This window comes from Klebsiella sp. JB_Kp042, from assembly GCF_040065275.1.
GTDB classification, from domain to species: Bacteria; Pseudomonadota; Gammaproteobacteria; order Enterobacterales; family Enterobacteriaceae; genus Klebsiella; species Klebsiella quasipneumoniae.
On sequence record NZ_JBEAJL010000015.1, the window covers coordinates 181,128 to 201,067 of the forward strand.

The 19,940-nt window shown below is 59.7% G+C and carries 19 protein-coding genes; 9 read left to right on the forward strand and 10 right to left on the reverse strand.

What is annotated here, in order from left to right; translation table 11 throughout:
- The first annotated feature begins 257 nt into the window (after positions 1-257).
- Genes ABLV54_RS05155 through ABLV54_RS05165 form a run of 3 tightly spaced genes read left to right on the forward strand, consistent with a single transcriptional unit; the run spans position 258 to position 3,964 of the window.
- Positions 258-1,313, forward strand: coding sequence for an amidohydrolase family protein (locus ABLV54_RS05155; protein WP_032453872.1), 1,056 nt, complete (start codon positions 258-260; stop codon positions 1,311-1,313).
- Complete coding sequence (locus ABLV54_RS05160; RefSeq protein ID WP_032453870.1) at positions 1,303-2,571, forward strand: MFS transporter; 1,269 nt, start codon at positions 1,303-1,305, stop codon at positions 2,569-2,571. Before ABLV54_RS05155 ends, ABLV54_RS05160 begins: the two co-directional genes overlap by 11 nt.
- Before the next feature lie 58 nt (positions 2,572-2,629).
- Positions 2,630-3,964 (forward strand): MFS transporter, encoded by a 1,335-nt coding sequence (locus tag ABLV54_RS05165; protein ID WP_044524489.1) that lies wholly within the window; start codon positions 2,630-2,632, stop codon positions 3,962-3,964.
- A gap of 39 nt (positions 3,965-4,003) precedes the next feature.
- Here ABLV54_RS05165 and ABLV54_RS05170 read toward each other — a convergent pair whose 3' ends face one another.
- Positions 4,004-4,720 carry an IclR family transcriptional regulator gene (locus ABLV54_RS05170; protein ID WP_023290781.1) on the reverse strand — a complete coding sequence of 239 codons (717 nt, stop codon included), beginning with the start codon at positions 4,718-4,720 and terminating at the stop codon, positions 4,004-4,006.
- A gap of 166 nt (positions 4,721-4,886) precedes the next feature.
- On the opposite strand from ABLV54_RS05170, the gene ABLV54_RS05175 reads away from it, so the two are divergent.
- Positions 4,887-5,582 (forward strand): diguanylate cyclase, encoded by a 696-nt coding sequence (locus tag ABLV54_RS05175; protein WP_048298100.1) that lies wholly within the window; start codon positions 4,887-4,889, stop codon positions 5,580-5,582.
- Complete coding sequence (locus ABLV54_RS05180) at positions 5,579-6,526, forward strand: hydroxyacid dehydrogenase (RefSeq protein ID WP_101881228.1); 948 nt, start codon at positions 5,579-5,581, stop codon at positions 6,524-6,526. The genes ABLV54_RS05175 and ABLV54_RS05180 overlap by 4 nt, the downstream gene beginning before the upstream one ends.
- Positions 6,527-7,375: 849 nt before the next feature.
- On the opposite strand, the gene norW is transcribed toward ABLV54_RS05180, so the two are convergent.
- Positions 7,376-8,512, reverse strand: a complete 1,137-nt coding sequence (gene norW, locus ABLV54_RS05185) for an NADH:flavorubredoxin reductase NorW (RefSeq protein WP_348813743.1) — start codon at positions 8,510-8,512, stop codon at positions 7,376-7,378.
- Positions 8,509-9,957 (reverse strand): anaerobic nitric oxide reductase flavorubredoxin, encoded by a 1,449-nt coding sequence (norV, locus tag ABLV54_RS05190; protein ID WP_023290776.1) that lies wholly within the window; start codon positions 9,955-9,957, stop codon positions 8,509-8,511. The genes norW and norV overlap by 4 nt, the downstream gene beginning before the upstream one ends.
- A gap of 187 nt (positions 9,958-10,144) precedes the next feature.
- Here norV and norR point away from each other — a divergent pair, with 187 nt between their 5' ends.
- Complete coding sequence (gene norR, locus ABLV54_RS05195; RefSeq protein WP_048335079.1) at positions 10,145-11,695, forward strand: nitric oxide reductase transcriptional regulator NorR; 1,551 nt, start codon at positions 10,145-10,147, stop codon at positions 11,693-11,695.
- Here norR and gutQ read toward each other — a convergent pair.
- The 7 genes from gutQ to ABLV54_RS05230 form a co-directional block, all read right to left on the reverse strand.
- Positions 11,658-12,623 carry an arabinose-5-phosphate isomerase GutQ gene (gene gutQ / locus ABLV54_RS05200; RefSeq protein ID WP_050533590.1) on the reverse strand — a complete coding sequence of 322 codons (966 nt, stop codon included), beginning with the start codon at positions 12,621-12,623 and terminating at the stop codon, positions 11,658-11,660. The genes norR and gutQ overlap by 38 nt on opposite strands.
- Entirely contained in the window at positions 12,616-13,389 is a 774-nt protein-coding gene (locus ABLV54_RS05205) for a DNA-binding transcriptional repressor (RefSeq protein WP_004205671.1), read from the reverse strand. The genes gutQ and ABLV54_RS05205 overlap by 8 nt, the downstream gene beginning before the upstream one ends.
- A 66-nt stretch (positions 13,390-13,455) precedes the next feature.
- A complete protein-coding gene (gene gutM / locus ABLV54_RS05210; RefSeq protein ID WP_101881225.1) occupies positions 13,456-13,815 on the reverse strand; it encodes a transcriptional regulator GutM in 360 nt (119 codons plus the stop codon).
- Between the two features lie 157 nt (positions 13,816-13,972).
- A complete protein-coding gene (srlD, locus tag ABLV54_RS05215; protein ID WP_002914815.1) occupies positions 13,973-14,752 on the reverse strand; it encodes a sorbitol-6-phosphate dehydrogenase in 780 nt (259 codons plus the stop codon).
- Positions 14,753-14,764: 12 nt separating this feature from the next.
- A complete protein-coding gene (srlB, locus tag ABLV54_RS05220) occupies positions 14,765-15,127 on the reverse strand; it encodes a PTS glucitol/sorbitol transporter subunit IIA (protein WP_032453821.1) in 363 nt (120 codons plus the stop codon).
- Between the two features lie 13 nt (positions 15,128-15,140).
- Positions 15,141-16,121 (reverse strand): PTS glucitol/sorbitol transporter subunit IIB, encoded by a 981-nt coding sequence (locus tag ABLV54_RS05225; protein ID WP_032453820.1) that lies wholly within the window; start codon positions 16,119-16,121, stop codon positions 15,141-15,143.
- Entirely contained in the window at positions 16,118-16,681 is a 564-nt protein-coding gene (locus ABLV54_RS05230) for a PTS glucitol/sorbitol transporter subunit IIC (RefSeq protein WP_004205677.1), read from the reverse strand. Before ABLV54_RS05230 ends, ABLV54_RS05225 begins: the two co-directional genes overlap by 4 nt.
- A gap of 277 nt (positions 16,682-16,958) precedes the next feature.
- Here ABLV54_RS05230 and mltB point away from each other — a divergent pair, with 277 nt between their 5' ends.
- From mltB to ABLV54_RS05245, 3 genes are all read left to right on the forward strand, one after another.
- Positions 16,959-18,038: a lytic murein transglycosylase B gene (mltB, locus tag ABLV54_RS05235; RefSeq protein WP_023290770.1), complete on the forward strand. Its 1,080-nt coding sequence runs from the start codon at positions 16,959-16,961 to the stop codon at positions 18,036-18,038.
- Between the two features lie 324 nt (positions 18,039-18,362).
- Entirely contained in the window at positions 18,363-19,073 is a 711-nt protein-coding gene (locus tag ABLV54_RS05240) for an ATP-binding cassette domain-containing protein (protein WP_072413489.1), read from the forward strand.
- Positions 19,070-19,933, forward strand: coding sequence for a metal ABC transporter permease (locus ABLV54_RS05245; protein WP_023290767.1), 864 nt, complete (start codon positions 19,070-19,072; stop codon positions 19,931-19,933). Before ABLV54_RS05240 ends, ABLV54_RS05245 begins: the two co-directional genes overlap by 4 nt.
- The last annotated feature ends 7 nt before the right edge of the window (positions 19,934-19,940 follow it).

Consider the following 19,940-nt stretch of genomic DNA (forward strand, 5'->3'; position numbering starts at 1 on the left):
GTTTTACGCAGGAGCCTGCTGCTCGTGGTGAGGCATTGTATCGGTGTCACTCAGGCTGATTTTTAACTTATTGAAAACATATTAATTTCTGTTAGCCCCTCCCTTCCCCCGCTTTTAACGACCTTATACATCTGTGATTCACCTCTTATTTACATCATTTAAACCAATCGTTAACTGGATAAAAACACGGCAGCCTCGTTATAGTAGTTTTGTAAAATAAAACACTGTTGTACAGGGTAAAACAAAACGAGGTGTTCATGGAGATCGTTACCGCGCCGCACCTTGCGGTCAGAAACGAGTGGCTTGCGTTACATCGTGAAGCGCCATTACAACCCGAGCTGCCCATCATTGATGCGCATCATCATCTTTGGGATCGGCAAACCGGCCGCTATCTCACCCATGAGTTCAGCGACGATATCCAGACCTCAGGGCATCGCGTTGTCTCATCGGTCTATGTGCAATGCCGCTCTATGTTGCGTCGCGACGGGCCGGAGACGCTTAAACCGCTTGGTGAAATCGAGTTTGCCAGCGGTATCGCCGCGATGTTCGCCAGCGGTCATTATGCAAACGCGCTCGGATGCGAAGCCATCATCGGCGGGCTCAGTTTACTGGCGGGGGACGCGATGCAGCCTGCCATTGAGCGCGCGATAGCGTTATCCGGCGGGCGGCTGCGTGGGATGCGCAATCCGTTGGCCTGGCATCCCGATCCGCGGGTAACCTCCAGCCCGGTTACGCCACCGGCAGGCCTGGCGCAGAGCGCTCCGTTCCGCCGGGGCGCTGCCTGTCTCGCGAGGCATGCATTGTCGCTCGATGTATGGGTTTACCACACGCAGCTGGAGGAGATTGCCGATCTGGCGCGGGAAATACCAACGTTACAGATTGTGATCGATCACTGCGGCGGGCCGGTCGGCGTTGGACCCTGTTCAGAACGGGATCCGGACATGTTTCAGCAGTGGCGAAACGGTATGCGACGTCTGGCGGAACTGCCGAACGTATGCGTAAAAATTAGCGGCTTTGGGATGACGGTCAGGGGGTTTCACTTCGCAGCGGCAGAGACGCCGCCGGATTCGCAAATGCTGGCACAGGCATGGATGCCGTGGTTTGAGACCATCGTTTCTCTTTTCGGTGCCGAACGCTGCATGTTCGCCAGCAACTTTCCCGTCGATAAAGGCATGTTCAGCTACGGCGTTTTCTGGAATGCCTGCAAACGCCTGGCGCAACAGGCGTCCCCTGACGAACAGGCGCAGTTGTTCTGGCGTACCGCCGCAACCTGTTATCGGTTAACCTCTGTGGAGAATATCAATGACCAGTAAAAGCGAGCTAAATCAATTTACTGCGACTAAAGCGACGCCTGACGCATTGCCACAACGCGTCGCTGAGAGGCGGACGCTGGCGCTGGGCGGCCTTGGCTGGACATTTGAAAGCTACGACTCCTTTCTGCTTTCATTGCTGTTGCCAGTGCTGGGCGTGGTGTTCGGTATTAATAAAGCCGAGCTTGGGCTGTTTATCAGCGTCACGGCCGGGGGGCAGATTATTGGCGGGATCCTGTTTGGTTTTATCGCCGACAAAATTGGGCGTGTGAAAACGGCGCTGATCTGTATCGCCATCTATTCACTCTTTTCCGGCCTGTTAGCCTTTACGCACGATCAACAACATTTCGCGCTTTTACGTTTTTGCGGCGCGCTGGGTATGGGCGGAATGTGGACCTCGGGCGCGGCGCTGATTGCTGAAACCTGGCGACCTGAACGGCGCGCGCGCGGCGGCGCGTTGATGCAAATGGGCTTACCTGTTGGCGCGATTCTGGCTATCAGCCTGACGGCAATCGTCAGCTCGGTTAACGGCGGCCTGGAGCAGGGTGCATGGCGCTATCTGTTTATGATCGGCGCGCTGCCGGTATTCATTATGAGTGTGGTCGCCTGGTTCACACCGGAATCGCAGGTTTGGCTTGCTCGTCAACAGGCGAAGGCGACGAGTCGTCAACCTGCCGTCAAGCTGGGTAAACAGAATCTGCGAGGTCTGTTATTGGCCTTTGTCTTTATCTTTTTTATTCAGTATCTGTTCTGGGGCGTATTTACCTGGACACCCACCTATCTGCGGGAAGTCAAACATCTGGATTTTTTGCACAGCCTGAAGTTTGTACTTGCGCTGCAGGCTGGGGCCATCGCGGGTTTTCTGGTGTTTTCGGTGCTGGCGGATAAGTGGGGACGCCGTCCGATGTTCCTGATTTATCTGTTAACCGGCGCCATTGCCGTCGCGCTGTACCTTGTGACCACGCAACCCTTCATTCTGATGGTGGCGATTTTCATGGCCGGTTTCGGGGTTAACGGTATTTTTGCGGGCTCGGGACCCTTCCTGGCGGAAATCATCGGAGACACCTCATCCCGGGGCTTCCTGATGGGGCTCGCCTATAACGGAGGCCGTCTGGGCGGATTTATTGCGCCGCTACTGATTGGCGCTGTCGCCAACGCTGGCGGTTTCACCGCGGGACTGGCGACGACCGTGGTTGCTTTCCTTGCGGCGATGCTGGTGGTGTGGCGAGCGCCGGAAACCAGAGGCATCAAGCTAAAGTAACTTATTTCATATCTACATCGTTTTCCTGATAAACATAATGAAACCCTGCGAGGAAACCATGACCGATCAATTACCGCCCCGCGCGAGCGATAACGACGCGCTGGAAAAAGAAACCATGCGACGGGTTATCTGGCGCATCCTGCCTTTCCTGGTGGTGAGCTACCTGGTATCGATTATTGACCGCGGCAACATAGGCATGGCGGCGCTGCAGATGAATCAGGATCTGGGCCTGAGTAAGGCGGCTTTCGGCTTCGCCAGCAGCTTGTATTTTGTGGCCTACTTTATCTTTGAAGTACCCAGCAACCTGGCGATGCAGAAGGTGGGGGCACGATTGTGGATCCCGCGCATTATGATCAGCTGGGGAGTGGTATCGATGTGTATGGCGCTGGTGCAAAATACCACCTCCCTTTACATCGTACGCTTTTTGCTGGGGGCTGCCGAAGCGGGCTTTTTCCCGGGCGTGGTGCTCTATCTGACCTGGTGGATCCCGTCGCGCTACCGGGCGCGGATCATCGCCTCGTTTATGGTGGCCATTCCGCTGGCTAACTTTATCGGTTCCCCGCTTTCCGGGTTGATACTGATGATGGATGGGTGGTTAGGTCTGCGCGGCTGGCATCTGTTATTCATTATTGAAGGGCTGCCGGCGGTCCTGCTGGGGATAGCCGCGTTTTTCATCTTGCGGGACCGTCCACACCAGGCTGGCTGGTTAAACGATCGTCAGAAAGCATGGCTGGAAAACACGCTTCAGGCGGAGCGCCAACAGCAGAAACAGATCGGCCACACCTCCACCTGGCAACTGTTGAAGCATCGTCAAATCTGGCTCATGGCGCTGATTTACGCCGGCGCCTCCTCTGCCGGCACGACCCTTAGCGTCTGGTCTCCCCAGCTGCTGAAGTCGTTCCATCTGGATAACCTGACCACCGGGCTGCTTAATGCCATCCCCTATGGTCTGGCCTCGGTGCTGATGATTGTCTGGGGGCGCAGTTCGGATCGAAGTAATGAACGCCGCTGGCACACGGCGCTCACCCTCTTTATGATCGCGGGCGGCGTGTTTGCGGCGTTTATCAATCTGTCGCTGCCGGCCACCATTGCGATCCTCAGCACCATTCTGATTGGCGCTTATGCGATGAAGGGGCCCTTCTGGGCGCTGGCGTCGGGCTGGATGAGCAGCACCTCAGCCGCCGCCGGGCTGGCGGCCATCGGGGCGATCGCCAACCTGATTGGCGGCGCGGTGATGGTGAATGCCTACGGCATGATTAGCGAACGGACAGGAAGCCATACGCTGGCGATGCTCCCGCTGGCAGGCTTGTGTCTGGCAGGCGGCATTGCGGTGCTGGCCATGGGGCGCCGTTACTCGCAGACGGCCAGGCAGGAAAAACAGATGACCCATTAATAAGCAAAGGCGGGATTTTTCCCGCCTTCTCAGCAAAGCTTACTCTTTCACACCGTAAAACGTTTCGCAGAATGTCTTACTGGCGCCTAGCTTGAGCGACAGGCGGTTGGCCGTCTCCTGCATGAGCTGGCTGATGCCGCTCGCTTTACGATCTTCCGTCAGACGCGATGCCGGCCCGGTCAGGGCCAGCGCCGCGATCAGTTTATCGTGGACGCCAAACACTGGCATGGCGAAGGCCGCGGTGTGCGGGTCGCGCGCGCCGGAGGTATAGAACGGCAGCGTCGGTTCGTCTTCCGGCAACGATTCACCCAATCCCCAGCGGCGTAAAACCTTACTGATAGCGGAACCATCCAGCGGGAACTGGCTGCCAGGCAGGTTGCTGTGGCGCAATCCCTGGGAGGCTTCGGCGCGGAACAGACACAGGCGTTGTCCGCCCTCAATCACATACCAGCTTGCGCTTTCGCTGGAGGCCTGTGACAGCGCCTGCAATTCCGGCTGTACCACTCTGGCAAGTTCAAATGATTGCTCATAGAGCTTGCCAAGATAGAGCAGACGGTGGCCGAGCGTATAGGTGCCATCGTCGTGCCGGATGATGTAGTTCATTCGCTCAAGCGAATTCATCAGGCGATAAACGGTTGTTTTGTGATATCCCGAAAGCTGGGCCAGCTCCGTTAACGTCAGACTGTCATTACCGGGACGGAAGCAATCAAGTAAAGCCAGCGCCTTTTCAACGGCAATTACGCCTTCATTCCCCATCATGTTCTCCTTTTTGCCGAACAAAATTGTACCTGAATTTTGTGAGTAACTTCGTGTTTACATCACAAACAACTTCGCAACACTGGCGAAAAGCGAAGCAATGCACGTATAGTTGTTTTATATAGTACACATTAGTTGTATCTAGTAAAACAAATGGAGAGTCACCATGCCTGCTTCGCAACAGAAACTCATCAATTTTGCTATTGCGCGTGTTACCGCGGAAGAAGTCCGTCAGGCCGCCGAATTTCAGGCCGCCATCCTGGCTGACGTGGCCGGACGCCGTGGCACATTACATGGCCGCATCAAGCCGCTGGCGCCGCATATGGCGGTCGCCGGGCCGGCGATTACCGTCGAGGTCCGCCCGGGGGATAACCTGGCTATTCACGCCGCAATGGCCGTCGCTAAACCTGGCGATGTATTAGTGATCGACGGGAAAGGCGATCTCTCCTGCGCGCTGCTGGGGGAGATCATGGCCACGCAGGCGCAGGCCAGCGGTATCGCCGGGATCGTTATCGATGGCGCCGTTCGCGATGCGGAGACCTTAAGCAAACAACGCTTCCCGGTGTTCGCTGCCGGCCTGAACCCGTGCGGCCCGACCAAGTTCATTCCAGGCCGGGTCAATCATGCCATTTCGGTCGGCGGCGCCGCGGTGCAGGCGGGGGACTTAGTGGTCGGGGATATTGACGGCGTGGTCGTTATCCCACGCGAGGAAGTCCGCACCATCATCGAACTGGCGAAAGGTAAACTGGAGATGGAAGCAAAACGTCTGGTTGCTATCCGCGATGGCGATCTTCGTCCGCACTGGCTGGAAAGCGCCCTGCGTCAGGCGGGGATGCTGAGCGAAGGGGAGACCCTGCCATGAGTGCTAAAAACGTGGTACTGATTACCGGCAGCGATTTGGCTGACGCGGCGCTGGGGATGTTGGAAGATTATGAACTTGTCTTTGCCGGCCGCCAGCCTACAGAGGCCCAGCTGATCGCTCTGTGCCAGCAGCACAATCCCGTCGCGATCCTGGTGCGCTATGGCCACATCACTGCCGCCGTTATGGATGCGGCCCCGGCATTGAAGGTGATTGCCAAACATGGCAGCGGCATTGATGTTATTGACGTCGAGGCGGCTGCCGCGCGCGGCATTCTGGTTCGCGCAGCGATCGGGGCGAATGCCGCCGCGGTGTCCGAACATACCTGGGCATTAATTTTGGCCTGTGCTAAGTCGGTCATTCCGCTCGACCGCCGCCTGCGTGAAGGGCACTGGGATAAATCCACGCATAAATCGCTTGAGCTTGAGGGCAGAACGCTGGGACTCATCGGCCTGGGCGCCATTGGCAGCCGGGTGGCGAAGATTGCCTGTGCCTTTGGTATGAAGGTTCTGGCTTACGATCCCTATGCGAAAGCGGTCCCGCCGGGATGTGAACGTGTTGCTGAACTTAACGATCTGCTCAGGCAGGCCGATGTGCTGTCCCTTCATTGCCCCTTGACGCAACAAAACAGGGGAATGATCAATGCCGCCACGCTGGCGCAGTGTAAGCCGGGCGCCATCCTGGTCAATACCGCGCGCGGCGGGTTGATTGACGATGCGGCGCTGGCCGCGGCATTAAAAGCGGGGACCTTGCGCTGGGCGGCGCTCGACAGCTTTAATAGTGAACCATTAACCACGCCGCATATCTGGCAGGCGATCGATAATGTCATTCTCTCTCCGCATGTGGGCGGCGTTAGCGATGCCTCTTACGTGAAAATGGGGACCGCCGCCGCGGCCAACATTCTGCAGGTGCTGCAGGAGTTGGCTCAGACAGAAACAACGTATTAAGTGTTAACCGAACCTGCGCTCCCGGTTAATTATTCTGCCCTTATGCACTTACGGGCGGCGTCCGCAGGCCGGGTAAGCGTAGCGCCTCCCGGCAAAATAACCGCGCAACAAGGCTGCGTGGGAGGTAATCAATGCTTGCCCGGCGGCGCTGCGCTTGCGCGGGCCTACAATGTTTGAGCTTACGGGTTACATCCGTAGGCCGGGTAAGCGTAGCGCCACCCGGCAAACTAACGGCGCAACAGGCTGCATGGGAGGTGATCAATGCTTGCCCGGCGGCGCTGCGTGTATTGCAGATACGGTTATTGGATTGCCATTTTCTCACTCCGGCAAAAAGCGTCTGTCGCGTGTGATTTCAGCGTACATTGCGCTCCCGGTTAATCGTCTGCGTTATGCCTGGCATGGCGCAGGGAGCGCACAGGGGGCGGCCAGTCGCCGCCGCCCCCTGTACCCCCGGGCTCCGGCCAGCAAAATCGCCGCTACGCGGTACCTTCGACTTATCCCTGCAGGCTTCGGGTCGGGCCGAGGCAGCGTCCATGCAAAACACGGCCCTCAGCCCGCATCCATGCGGGCTGCCCCGGCCTTCCGGGAACGTCTCAGCGATTTTGAGGCCGTCAGCACCGGCAGTTTCAGCAACCATGGCGAATATATTAACGACAGGTCGTACGAACGTAGGCCGGGTAAGGCGCAGCCGCCACCCGGCACAAAATCGGCTCTGTGCCTGCTGTCATCGCCCGGTGGCGCTGCGCTTACCGGGCCTACGAGGTATGAGCCTGGGAGAGGACCCTGTAGGCCGGGTAAGGCGCAGCCGCCACCCGGCAAACTAACGGCAAAACAGGGCTGCCTGGAAGGTCATTCACTCACCAGCTGTTTGAGCAGCGCGAAGGCGTCTTTCATCTTGTCTTCGCTGACCACAAAGGCGCGCAGTTGATTCGCCGCATCCAGCCCTTTCGCCACCAGCCCCTCTTTGGCGGCTACGATGTTCCACGTCAGATCCTCGCGACGGGTGTCGCCGGCCAGATGCAGCGGCAGATCCGGGGCCTTCACCTTCACCAGCATTGGCGGCAGCTTGAGTTCGCCTGCCTGCGCCAGCAGGTTTTTACTCAGGCACATGGCGCTGAGCAAAATCGGCTGCAGGAACGGCAGTACCGTACCGTTGATTTCCGCACAGTCGCCGAGGGCGTAAATCGCCGGGTCGCTGGTTTGCAGCTGGCTATTGACCACCACGCCGCGGTTAATCTGCAGTCCGGCGTGGCGCGCCAGCGAGGTTTCCGGGCGCAGGCCGGCGGCGGCCACCACCGCATCGACGGTTATCGCGCGCTGGCGGTCGAGACTGACGCGGACGCCGTCGGCGGTGTGTTCAAGCCCTTCCAGCTGCGTTTTTAACATCAGATGGACGCCCATCCCGGTGAGGCGATGCTGCAGACGGCTGCTGACCTCCGGCGGCATCAGCGCCGCCAGCACGCTGGCGGCATTATCGACCACCGTCACCGCTTTACCGGCGCGACAGAAATCCATCGCCAGCTCGCAGCCAATCAGGCCACCGCCGACGATCAGCACCCGGCTGGCGTCGCGGAGCTGGCTCTGCGCCGCGCCATATTCGCGCTGGCTGTTCAGCGTTAGCATTAGCTCGCGGCCCGGCACCGGGGGGATAAACGGCGTGGCGCCGGTGGCCAGCACCAGTTTGTCGTAGCGCCACTGCTTATCCAGGCTTTTCACCCGATGGTTTTCAGCGTCGATATCGCTCACCCAGGTATGGGGAAACAAGCGCAGGTGGTACTGTTCGGCGAACTCGCCAGCGCTTTGCAGAGTCAGATCGTCGGCGTGCTGTCCGCGGCTGATGACGTGGCTGAGATCGGGCTTGTTATACTCATCCATGCTGTCGGCGGCGATGAGGGTCAGCGGGATCTCGGCATCCTGCTTACGAATATTTTTCACCAGCTGGCGGGCCGCGAAGCCCGAGCCGATGATGACGATGCCATCACTCATTTTGCCTCCGTCGCCAGAACATCAAACACATCTTTACCCAGCGAACATTCAGGGCAGAGGAAGTTATCCGGCACGTCGCTCCACGGCGTACCCGGCTGCACATCCTGGTTAGGTTCGCCTTTCGCCGGGTCATACACCCACTGACAGACGCTGCACTGCATCATGGGACCGAGATCGGCGGCCGCGGCGGCGGCACAGGCGCACTCCTGTTGTTCCGGCGTGACTGTCGCTTCAGCCACCGGCAATGGAGCGAGCGCCCACTGGCGGGCGATGTCGCGCCCGTGTTGGCGGCACAGTTCGAGCGCGTCGATATCCGGGCGCCATTTGGCCTTCAGACTCAGGGACATTTCAAACCCGGCATCCTGCAGGCGAGTGGACAGGCGGTCTACCGCGCCGCCGCTCCAGCCGTGGGAGCCAAAGGCGCTGGCGCGTTTGTTGCGAAAACGCAGCCCGGTCATCTCTTCCACCAGCCCGGCAATTTTCGGCATCATGACGTTGTTCATGGTGGAGGTGCCCACCAGCACGCCTTTTGAGCGGAAAACGTTGGTCAGAATGTCGTTTTTGTCGCTGCGGGCGACGTTAAAGATTTTCACCGCCACCCGTGGGTCGACCTCGGTGATCCCCTGGGCAATGGCGTCCGCCATCATGCGGGTGTTGTTGGACATGGTGTCGTAGAAAATCGTGATGCGATCTTCCTGATAATCCGCCGCCCATTCGAGGTATTTCTCGACGATTTGCGTCGGGTTATCGCGCCAGACCACGCCGTGGGAGGTGGCAATCATCGCTACCGGCAGGTTGAAGCCGAGAATTTCGTTAATTTTCGGCGTCACCAGGCGGCTGAAGGGCGTCAGGATGTTGGCGTAGTAGCGCTGGCACTGTTCGTACAGTTCAGTCTGGTCCACTTCATCGTTGAACAGATGTTCGTCGCAGTAGTGCTGGCCGAAGGCGTCATTGCTGAACAGCACCGCGTCGCCGGTCAGGTAAGTCATCATGCTGTCCGGCCAGTGCAGCATTGGCGTTTCCACGAAGATCAGCTGCTTACCGTTGCCGATATCGAGGGTGTCGCCCGTTTTCACCACGTGGAAGTTCCACTCCGGATGGTGGTGATGGCCGTTGATGGAGTCGATGGCGTTGGCGGTGCAGTAGATCGGTGTATCCGGGATCTGCATCATCAGCTCAGTCAACGCGCCGGCGTGGTCCTCTTCGGCGTGGTTAATAACGATGTAGTCGAGGTCGGCGAGGTCGATTTCGCGGCGCAGATTCTGCACGAACTCGCGGCTGAATTTATGATCGACGGTATCGATCAGCACGTTTTTCTCTTCGCGGATGAGATAGCTGTTATAGCTGCTGCCGCGCAGCGTTTTATATTCGGTGCCGTGGAAATCACGCACTTCCCAGTCACGTTGGCCAACCCAAAGAATGTTATTTTTCACCACAATAGACATAGCAACCTCAATTAATACAGTGTGTTCAAAGTCAGTTGATTGATGTATTACAAGTTGCGTGCCAGTTTTTTAACTTATTGAATAAAATCATTTTTTAAATTTTCATGATTTTAGTTGCTGTCAAAATGACAATGATTAAAATAGTCGATATGACTATATAGGCTGTCAAAATGACAATGGAGCGATGATGAGTTTTTCCGTCGAGGCGCTGGCGAGAATCGCCATTGATTTACAAAGCGATATCGGCCACGTCGACCGCTTTTCGCGCCTGATCGCCACCCTGAGGCAAATACTTGGCTGCGACGCCTCGGCGCTGCTGCGCTATGAGGCCCATCAGTTTGTACCGCTGGCGATCGATGGTCTGGCGCAGGATGTGCTTGGCCGGCGCTTTGCACTGGATGGGCATCCGCGGCTGGAGGCGATCGCCCGCGCCGGCGATGTGGTGCGCTTCCCGGCGGACAGCGACCTGCCGGACCCCTATGACGGCCTGATCCCCGGCCAGGAGAGCCTCAAGGTTCACGCCTGCGTGGGGTTGCCGCTGTTTGCCGGGCAAACGCTGATCGGCGCGCTAACTCTTGACGGCATGGATGCCGACCGCTTCGACAGCTTCAGCGATGAAGAGCTGCGACTGATTGCCGCGCTGGTGGCCGGGGCGCTGAATAACGCGCTGCTTATCGCCCGCCTTGAAGCGCAAAACGTCCTGCCCGCGCAGGTGGTGAATTACCCGCAGCCGGAGCGTCAGGAGATCATCGGCCTGTCGGCGCCGATGCTGCAGCTGAAAAAAGAGATCGAGATTGTCGCCGCCTCGGATTTGAACGTGCTGATCAGCGGCGAAACGGGGACCGGTAAGGAGCTGGTGGCGAAGGCGGTGCATCAGGGATCGCCGCGTGCGGCTAACCCGCTGGTGTACCTCAACTGCGCGGCGCTGCCGGAGAGCGTGGCGGAGAGCGAGCTGTTCGGTCACGTGAAAGGGGCGTTTACCGGGGCTATCAGCAATCGCAGCGGCAAATTTGAGATGGCCGATAACGGCACGCTGTTCCTCGACGAAATCGGCGAACTGTCGCTGGCGCTGCAGGCGAAGCTGCTGCGCGTCCTGCAGTATGGCGATATTCAGCGTGTCGGCGATGACCGCAGCCTGCGGGTCGATGTGCGGGTGCTGGCGGCCACCAACCGCGATCTGCGCCAGGAGGTGGTGGAAGGGCGCTTTCGCGCCGACCTCTATCACCGGCTGAGCGTCTTCCCGCTGTCGGTTCCGGCGCTGCGCGAGCGGGAAAATGACGTGGTGCTGCTGGCTGGCTATTTTTGCGAGCAGTGCCGCCTGCGGATGGGGCTGGCGCGGGTAATTTTAAGTGAGGCAACGCGAAACAGGCTGCAGCAGTGGTCGTGGCCGGGCAACGTGCGCGAACTGGAGCATGCCATTCACCGCGCGGTTGTGCTGGCGCGGGCTACTCAGGCTGGCGATGACATAGTACTGGAGCCGCAGCATTTCGAGTTTACGGCGACTGCGCCGACGTTGCCGACCGAGGCGGCGGCAGCGGCGCCGGCAATGGGCAACGTGAATCTGCGCGAAGCCACGGATAATTTCCAGCGCGAGGCGATTGCCCGCGCGCTGGCGGCACATCAGGGCAACTGGGCGGCGACCGCCCGCGCGCTGGAACTCGACGTCGCCAACCTGCACCGGCTGGCGAAACGTCTGGGGCTTAAAGGATCCCGGCCTGGTAAAAGTTCTGCAGGTTGATGGCGCCGACCAGTTGGCCGTTTTCATCGACTACCGGCGCGGCGCTGATTTTGTGCTTCATCAGCCGCTCTTTGGCTTCCACCGCGCGGCTGTCCGCCTGCAGCGTCACGCCGTTACGGGTCATCGCCTGCGCGACGCCGTCGTTTAAGGTGCCGCCGCCCACCAGCCAGCGGCGCAGGTCGCCGTCGGTGAAGACCCCCTGCACGCGGTTGGCCTCATCGCAGACCGCCACCAGGCCGAGCCCGGTGCGGCTTAGCTCGAGCATCGCGTTCATGACGTTGGCGTCCGTGCCGACGCGCGGCACTTCGTCGTCGCGGCGCATCAGGTGATGCACTTTGTTCAGCAGACGCGCGCCGAGCGCCCCTGCCGGATGGGAGCGGGCAAAATCCTCTTCATTGAAGCCGCGGGCCTGCATGACCGCCATCGCCAGCGCATCGCCAAGCATCAGGGTGTTGACGGTGCTGGAGGTCGGCGCCAGGTGCATCGGACAGGCCTCTCGCTCGACGGCGATATCCAGCACCGCTTTCGCCGCCAGCGCCAGCGGCGAGGTGGATTTGCCGGTCATCGCCAGCAGCGGGATACCTTTTTCCTCCAGCCGCGGCACGATCAGATCCAGCTCTTTCGCGCTGCCGGAGTAGGAGATAAACAGCATCACGTCGCGGCCGTCGAGCATGCCAAGATCGCCGTGCAGCGCTTCCGCCGGATGGACAAAAAAGGCCGGGGTGCCGGTGCTGGCGAAAGTCGCCGCCAGCTTTTTGCCGATATGACCGGATTTACCGATACCGGAGACAATCAGTTTGCCCTCGCAGTGGATGATGGTTTCCGCCGCGCGGATGAAGTCGTCGCCCAGGCGTTCCGGCAGGCGGCTCGCCTCCTGTAGCTCCAGCATCAGGGTCTGGCGTCCGGCCTCTAACAAAAAGTTACTCATGATGTTCTCCAGTAATGATGACTTCTATGCCTTTGGCTTCCAGCGCCCGCTGGAATGCAGGGTCAATATCGGCATCGGTAATCAATTTATCCACGCGCTCCAGGCCGCAGACGATATTGGGGCTTTTACGGCCAAACTTTGACGAGTCGGCCATCAGGATCACTTCGCGGGCGGCGTTGCACATCGCCTTGCTGACGGTATACACCTCATTGAAGGTGGTGACGCCGGCGTTCAGATCGATGCCGTCGGTGCCCATAAACAGCTTGTCGAAACTGAACTGTTCGAAGGCGTTTTCCGCCAGCTGGCCGTGAAAGGAGGCCGATTTTTTGCGGAAGGTGCCGCCGGGCATCAGGATAGTCTGTTCATTATCCAGTTCGGCAAGGGCGTTGACGATATGCAGGCTGTTGGTCATCACCGTGATGTTATTGAAGCGGCTGAGCAGTGGGACCATCTGCAGCACCGTGCTGCCGGCATCAAGGATGAGGGAGTCGCCATCATGAATAAAGCGCACCGCCGCTTCGGCGATGCGCGCTTTCTTATGGGTGTTGATCAGCGTTTTATGATCGATCGGCGGATCGGCTTCATCTTTGTTGAGTACCACGCCACCGTAGGTGCGAATGACGGTGCCGGCGTTTTCCAGCGTGACCAGATCCTTGCGGATGGTGGTGCCGGTAGTATCGAAGTGTTGCGCCAGCTCTTCGACCGAGCATTTTCCCTGCGACTGCAGGAACTCGAGAATGGCTGCCTGGCGCTGACGTGGTTTCATAGGCGTCTATCCTGCGTTTAAGTTTCGAAGTGATAATTTCGCAAGATATTTACTTTTACAACGAAATTATCCATGTTTCGGATTAAGCGCTAATGATAGTGCATTCTGACAGCGCGGATCATGGGGAAAGATCACATCAGGCTGCAATTCCCCGATATGTTTGCCGTCCAGCGTGGGGATTTTTTGCGGTCGGGCGAAAATGGTGAAGCCTTTCATCAGCAGCGTGTCGCAAATGCGGTTGTCATCATCAACGGCGATAGCGACGATGGCGCGCGGTTGAAAGCGCCCGGCGGAGCGGCCGACCCCCACCCGACCCTGCTGGCACAGGCGGTCGAAGGCGCGATTGAAGCGGCGGATCTGCCAGCCGCCGAAGGCCAGTTGGGTAAGCCAGGCGATGGCGGCGACGGTGATGAGTGCGGTAACCATAGGTGTCTCCTTAAGGGGGCCGGGAACAACCCGGGTCGCGGCGTGAGCGCCTAACCCGAGCGACCCGCGGTGCCGTATTTTTGTCGGGTGGCGGCTAACGCCTTACCCGACCTACCGTTTTGTAGCCCGGATAAGCGCGGCGCCATCCGGGATCCCTTTAAAACATCACCTGGCCGCCGGTAACGTTGATCGACTGACCGGTGCAGTACGACGCCTGCGGGCTGGCGTAAAACATCAGGACGTTCAGCACATCCTGATATTCGCAACCGCGCTTCAGGGGCACCTTGTCGATGTAGTACTGCTCGACCTCGCTCTCATCGATACCGAGCTTGGTGGCGTACTGCGGCAGCAGCGACTGGAACATCGGCGACTTCAGCAGATTACCGAGCATCAGTGAGTGTACGGTAATGCCGTACTCCGCCAGATCCAGCGCCAGCGACTGGGTCAGGCCGACGCCGCCGAACTTCGCCGCGCTGTAGCCGGAGTTGTGCTTGCTGCCCACTTTGCCGGATTTCGAGTTGATCTGAATGATGCGTCCCTTAATGCCGTCGCGGATCATCAGCCGGGAAAACTCGCGGGCGCAGAGGAAGTAGCCCACCAGATTGACCTGCAGCGAGCGGTCGAAATCCCCCAGCGCAAAGTCGCTAATAAACGCCGCTTTAGCGATGCCGGCGCTGTACACCAGCAGGTCGACACGCGAGAAAATCTCATCCACTCCGTGGGCCAGCGCGGTGACGCTGGCCTCGCTGGTGGCGTCGGCGCCGAAGCCATACGCCATGCCTTCGCCATATTCAGCGTTAATCTCCTGGGCGACGCGGCTGGCTTTTTCGCTCTGAATATCGACCACCGCCACGCGGTAGCCCTCGGCGGCCAGCCCGCGGCACAGAAACTCTCCTAAGGTTTGTCCACCGCCAATGACAACAGCAACCTGATTCATCTTTCTCTCCTGTTAAGCAACAAATTTCAGTACGCAGCCGGTGGCGATGCCTTCCGGCACCGGGCCCGCGACGTGCACGGTTCCGGGGAATTCCGCTTCGCGGTGACCATCAAAGCGCAGGGTGATGTGGCCCAGCTCGCGCAGGTTTTGTTCGGCGACCTCACCGACGGCGGTCACCGGGTAGCGCAGCTCGCCAAGCTGCAGCTCTGCGCCCGGCTGCAGCGCGCCGGCAAGCTCGCCGTGGTTGTGAATAAAGCAGTACGCTTCGATATCGGCAGGGGCGCCCTCGCGGAAGGTGATCAGCATCTGCTCTTCCAGCGCCATCGTCGCGCAGGCGCCGATGTGCGTAATGGTGGTCTGGTAAATCACGGTCATGTTCTGGCCCCTCTTACTGGTAAATAAATCCGGAAACGAACCACGCGATCAGCACCGTTGGCGCGCCGGTCAAAAAGCGGCTGACCAGCACCGACGGCACGCCGACGCGCACGGTATCCTGGCGGGCTTCAGCCAGCGACAGGCCTACCGGGATAAAATCGCAGGCGGCCTGGGCGTTAATGGCGAACAGCGCCGGCAGGGCGAGGTGCGGGGGAATATTGCCGAGGCCGATCTGAACGCCGATCAGTACGCCAATCACCTGGGCGATAACCGCGCCGGGGCCGAGAAATGGCGACAGCAGCGGGAAGGAACAGATCAGCGCCAGGGTCACCAGACCCAGCGGATGGCTGGCCAGCGGCGCCAGGCCATGGGCGATCCAGTCGCCGATGCCGGAGGCCATGATGATGCCGATCAGCGCCGAGACGAAGGCCATAAACGGCAGGATGGTCTTCAGCACCGTATCGATGGTGTCGCGCCCGGCCTGGAACAGCACCGCCACCACCGAGCCCATCCCCATCCCGACCTTCGCCAGCAGGCCATCGCTCTGTTCAGTGATCTTTTTGCTGGCGTCGTAATCGCGACCCGCGCGGTTGTTCTCCGCCGGCGGCTCGGGAGCTACCGCGCTGTCGGTCGCGATGCGCTGAATGTTCTCCTCTTTGACGCCGGAGACGTAGATATCTTCTGTGATGTACTGGGCCAGCGGCCCCGATTTGCCGGTGGCATGGATATTCACCGTCGGGATACGACGCTTGGGGTAGAGCCCGCAGCGCAGGGTGCCTCCGCAGTCGATAATCGCCACGCCGATGTCGCTTTCCGCCGGTTCGCCCTCTTTAAAACCATCCACCGCCTGCCAGCCGGTCAGGCTGGCGATGCGGTCAACGATCGCCGGGCGGGTGCCGGCGGTGATATAGACGATCTTTTTGCCCTCGACGACGTCGAGCTCAAGGGGGCCGCCCCAGCCGCCGGTGCCTTTCTCAATACGAATCCGGGTCATGATGTCGCTCCTGACAGATGCACTTTCTGAGCCAGCTGAATCGCCATTTTTCGTTCGAAAATCGAGGTGGTCAGGTCGGTGACCCAGCCGCGGAAGAAGTTGGTCACCAGCCCGACCAGCAGATAGCTCACCGCCAGCGGCCCAAGCGGCAGGCCGAGGGTGGTGAGGCCGTTGGCGATGCCGAGATAGACGAACAGCTCGCCGGGGTTGATATGCGGAAACAGGCCGTTCATCGAGTGGCAGCTGTAGGACGCCGCCGCGTAATAGCTGGGCTTGTACTTCTCTGGCATAAAGCGGCCCAGGCTCAGGGTCATCGGGTTACAAAACACAAAGGTGCCGATGCAGGGCAACAGCAGGTAGCGGGAGATCGGGTTCCCGGCGCAGCGCTGCGCCAGTTTTTCGATCCGCTGCTGGCCGATAAAGTTGATCAGCGCGTTCATGATCACCAGCAGACTGATCAGCAAGGGGAGGATCCCGGTCACCATTCCGGTAAATACCTCGCCGCCTTTCTGAAACAGGCCGATAAACCACTCTGCGCCGTGGGTCACGACGTCAATCATTGTTCTCTCCTTCAGCATGTTATTTTTCTTGCTAACTGCAGGCTGATTTTAATCACTTTGAAAGGTTTTAAAGTGTTAAATAGATCGCAAAATGAAAGATAAATATTTTATTTCGAAAGATTGGCGCTGAGAGGATGAAATCACGAGGCGCATGACAGCATCCAGGAAGGGGGGCGGTGAAGGACTATTTTGTCTACAAACAGATTGTCGCTTTCTTGTTGGTCGTCGCATGCTTTACCATAATTATCCCTTGCTGAATTTGTTAAACGGAATTCCCATGTTGAAGCGTCGCTCTCTGGCTGTACTTCCCCTTTGTGTGCTCCTCGCTGCCTGCAGCAGCAAACCCAAGACTCCCGCGGAAACGGAGATGGCGAGTGGAACCGGCGGCTTTTTGCTGGAACCGCAGCATAACGTGATGCAGATGGGCGGCGACTTCGCCAACAACCCGGCAGCGGCGCAGTTCATCGATAAGATGGTGGCGAAGCACGGCTTCGACAGGCAGCAGCTGCAGGAGATACTGTCGCAGGCGAAGCGTCTGGACTACGTTCTGCGGCTGATGGATCGTCAGGCGCCGACCGGCCTGCCGCCGACCGGGCCGACCGGCGCCTGGCTGCGCTACAAGAAACAGTTTATTACCCCCGATAACGTGCAGAACGGCGTGGTGTTCTGGAATCAGTATCAGGACGCGCTCAACCGCGCTTATCAGGTCTACGGCGTACCGCCGGAAATCATTGTCGGCATTATCGGCGTGGAGACCCGTTGGGGCCGGGTGATGGGCAAAACCCGCATCCTCGACGCGCTGGCGACTCTGTCGTTTAACTATCCGCGCCGTGCTGAATACTTCTCCTCCGAGCTGGAAACCTTCCTGCTAATGGCGCGCAGCGAAAGCGACGACCCGCTGGATCTGAAAGGCTCATTCGCCGGGGCGATGGGTTACGGCCAGTTTATGCCGTCCTCCTATAAGCAATACGCGGTGGACTTTAACGGCGACGGCCATATCAACCTGTGGGACCCGGTGGATGCGATCGGCAGCGTGGCCAACTACTTCAAACAGCACGGCTGGGTGAGCGGCGATCTGGTGGCGGTGCAGGCGCTGGGCCAGGCGCCGGGGCTGGAGAATGGTTTCAAAACCAAATACAGCGTTTCGCAGCTGTCGGCGGCGGGATTAACCCCGACCCAGCCGCTGGGCAACCATCAGCAGGCCAGCCTGCTGCGCCTGGACGTCGGCACCGGCTATGAGTACTGGTACGGGTTGCCTAACTTCTACACCATCACCCGCTACAACCACAGCACCCACTACGCCATGGCCGTCTGGCAGCTTGGCCTGGCGGTTTCTCAGGCCCGCGGCGGTTATTAATACTGTCATCCGGCTGACCGATCCCAGCCTCCCCGGATAGCGGCGCGTAGCGTCTTATCCGGGCTACGGTCTGTTATCCGGCTGGCAGCCCCGGTAAGCGCAGCGCGACCGGGGGACTTCTCGTTTATCCTCCTGCTTTTTCCCGTTTGCCTGCCGCTTGTCGACCTTTGTTACATTTCCGCTCACCGACGCTGATTTACAATCTTATTTCGCCTCTGTATTGTTATGTTATAACATTAAATGGGGGTGGGATATGTTCACATCGGTTTTTATGGCATCCGGCGCGGCGCGCCTGGCCATCGCGGGAACGCTGCTGGCGGCGCTATGGCTGGCGACCTGGTGGGCGGTGACGCTGCCATGATTGAACTGGAACAACTGGTAACCGGCTATGGCGGGGTGGCGATCACCCCTCCGCTGAGCGGGATGATATGCCCCGGCAGCCTGACGGCAATCGTTGGCCTCAATGGCTGCGGAAAATCGACCCTGCTGAAAACCCTCGCCGGGTTTCTTCCGCCGGTCAGTGGCTGTCTGCGCTGGCAGGGAAAGCGGCCGGTGATTGGCTGGCTGGCGCAGCGCCATGCCCTCGAGTCGCAGTTTCCTCTCAACGTGCAGGATGTGGTGAGCCAGGGCGCATGGCCCGGCGTGTCGCTGCTGCGCGGTCTGGGCGGCGATACCCGGCGACGCATCGGCGCGGCGCTGGAGCGGGTCGGGCTGGCGAGCCTGGCGAAAACCCCGATCGAAGCGCTCTCCGGCGGCCAGTTTCAGCGCATGCTGTTTGCCCGGGTGCTGGTGCAGCAGGCGCCGCTGGTGATGCTCGACGAGCCCTTCACCGGCATTGATGAAGCGACCAGTCGCGAACTGATGGATTTGATCCTCGACATGCACCGGCAGGGGCAGACCATCCTGGCGGTGCTGCATGATAACCAGCGGGTAGCCGACTTTTTCCCGGAGACGCTGCTGCTGACCCCCCGGCGCGCCTGCTGGGGCGCCACCCGGGCGGTTCTCCCGGCCTTCAGCCAGGCGAGGTCGGCATGATCTGGCACACCTTCTTTCAGCCTTTTATTGAATTCGGCTTTATGCGCCGGGCGCTGGTGGTCTGTCTGGCGCTGTCGCTAAGCACCACCATGCTGGGCGTCTTCCTGCTGCTGCGGCGCATGAGCCTGATGGGCGACGCGCTGTCGCACGCCATTCTCCCCGGCGTGGCGGTGGGCTATCTGCTGAGCGGCATGTCGCTGCTGGCCATGACCCTGGGCGGCTTTGTCGCCGGCATCGCGGTCGCGCTGGTGGCGGGATGGGTGAGCCGGCGGACGCCGTTAAAAGAGGACGCCAGCTTTGCCGGATTTTATCTGGGATCGCTGGCGCTGGGCGTCACCCTGGTGTCGCTGCGCGGCTCCAGCGTCGACCTGCTGCATCTGCTGTTTGGCTCCATTCTGGCGGTGGACCGTGACGCGGCGCTGTTTGTCAGCGGCGTCGCCAGCCTGACGCTGCTGTGCATCGCGCTGTGCTACCGCGGTCTGGTCAGCGAGGCGTTCGACAGCGCCTGGCTGCAGGTGAACCACCGCCGGCTGCCCGCGCTGCTGCATGGGCTTTTTCTGGCGCTGCTGGTGCTTAACCTGGTGGCGGGGTTTCAGGTGCTCGGCACGCTGATGGCGGTAGGGGTGATGATGCTGCCGGCGGTCGCCGCGCGCTGCTGGGCGCGAACGCTGCCGGGCATCCTGCTGCTGGCGGCGCTCTCCGGCGCGCTCTGCGCCTGGCTGGGTTTGAGTCTCTCCTGGGCGGCCAGTCTTCCCGCCGGGCCCGCCATCGTGCTGACCGCCAGCGCGCTGTTTTTTATTTCGCTGTTTTTTGGCACGCGCAGCCGACTGCTGGTCGGCTGGCGCAAATTGATGGGGTAAGGAAATG

Excerpts from the sequence above, each read along its gene's own strand:
- ABLV54_RS05170 (WP_023290781.1), bottom strand. The coding sequence starts at position 4,720 with ATGGGGAATGAAGGCGTAATTGCCGTTGAAAAGGCGCTGGCTTTACTT.
- ABLV54_RS05155 (WP_032453872.1), top strand. The coding sequence starts at position 258 with ATGGAGATCGTTACCGCGCCGCACCTTGCGGTCAGAAACGAGTGGCTT.
- gutM (WP_101881225.1), bottom strand. The coding sequence starts at position 13,815 with ATGGTTACCGCACTCATCACCGTCGCCGCCATCGCCTGGCTTACCCAA.
- ABLV54_RS05175 (WP_048298100.1), top strand. The coding sequence starts at position 4,887 with ATGCCTGCTTCGCAACAGAAACTCATCAATTTTGCTATTGCGCGTGTT.
- ABLV54_RS05165 (WP_044524489.1), top strand. The coding sequence starts at position 2,630 with ATGACCGATCAATTACCGCCCCGCGCGAGCGATAACGACGCGCTGGAA.
- mltB (WP_023290770.1), top strand. The coding sequence starts at position 16,959 with ATGTTGAAGCGTCGCTCTCTGGCTGTACTTCCCCTTTGTGTGCTCCTC.
- srlD (WP_002914815.1), bottom strand. The coding sequence starts at position 14,752 with ATGAATCAGGTTGCTGTTGTCATTGGCGGTGGACAAACCTTAGGAGAG.
- ABLV54_RS05230 (WP_004205677.1), bottom strand. The coding sequence starts at position 16,681 with ATGATTGACGTCGTGACCCACGGCGCAGAGTGGTTTATCGGCCTGTTT.
- norR (WP_048335079.1), top strand. The coding sequence starts at position 10,145 with ATGAGTTTTTCCGTCGAGGCGCTGGCGAGAATCGCCATTGATTTACAA.
- ABLV54_RS05225 (WP_032453820.1), bottom strand. The coding sequence starts at position 16,121 with ATGACCCGGATTCGTATTGAGAAAGGCACCGGCGGCTGGGGCGGCCCC.
- ABLV54_RS05205 (WP_004205671.1), bottom strand. The coding sequence starts at position 13,389 with ATGAAACCACGTCAGCGCCAGGCAGCCATTCTCGAGTTCCTGCAGTCG.
- ABLV54_RS05240 (WP_072413489.1), top strand. The coding sequence starts at position 18,363 with ATGGCTGGCGACCTGGTGGGCGGTGACGCTGCCATGATTGAACTGGAA.
- ABLV54_RS05180 (WP_101881228.1), top strand. The coding sequence starts at position 5,579 with ATGAGTGCTAAAAACGTGGTACTGATTACCGGCAGCGATTTGGCTGAC.
- srlB (WP_032453821.1), bottom strand. The coding sequence starts at position 15,127 with ATGACCGTGATTTACCAGACCACCATTACGCACATCGGCGCCTGCGCG.
- ABLV54_RS05245 (WP_023290767.1), top strand. The coding sequence starts at position 19,070 with ATGATCTGGCACACCTTCTTTCAGCCTTTTATTGAATTCGGCTTTATG.
- gutQ (WP_050533590.1), bottom strand. The coding sequence starts at position 12,623 with ATGAGTAACTTTTTGTTAGAGGCCGGACGCCAGACCCTGATGCTGGAG.
- ABLV54_RS05160 (WP_032453870.1), top strand. The coding sequence starts at position 1,303 with ATGACCAGTAAAAGCGAGCTAAATCAATTTACTGCGACTAAAGCGACG.
- norW (WP_348813743.1), bottom strand. The coding sequence starts at position 8,512 with ATGAGTGATGGCATCGTCATCATCGGCTCGGGCTTCGCGGCCCGCCAG.
- norV (WP_023290776.1), bottom strand. The coding sequence starts at position 9,957 with ATGTCTATTGTGGTGAAAAATAACATTCTTTGGGTTGGCCAACGTGAC.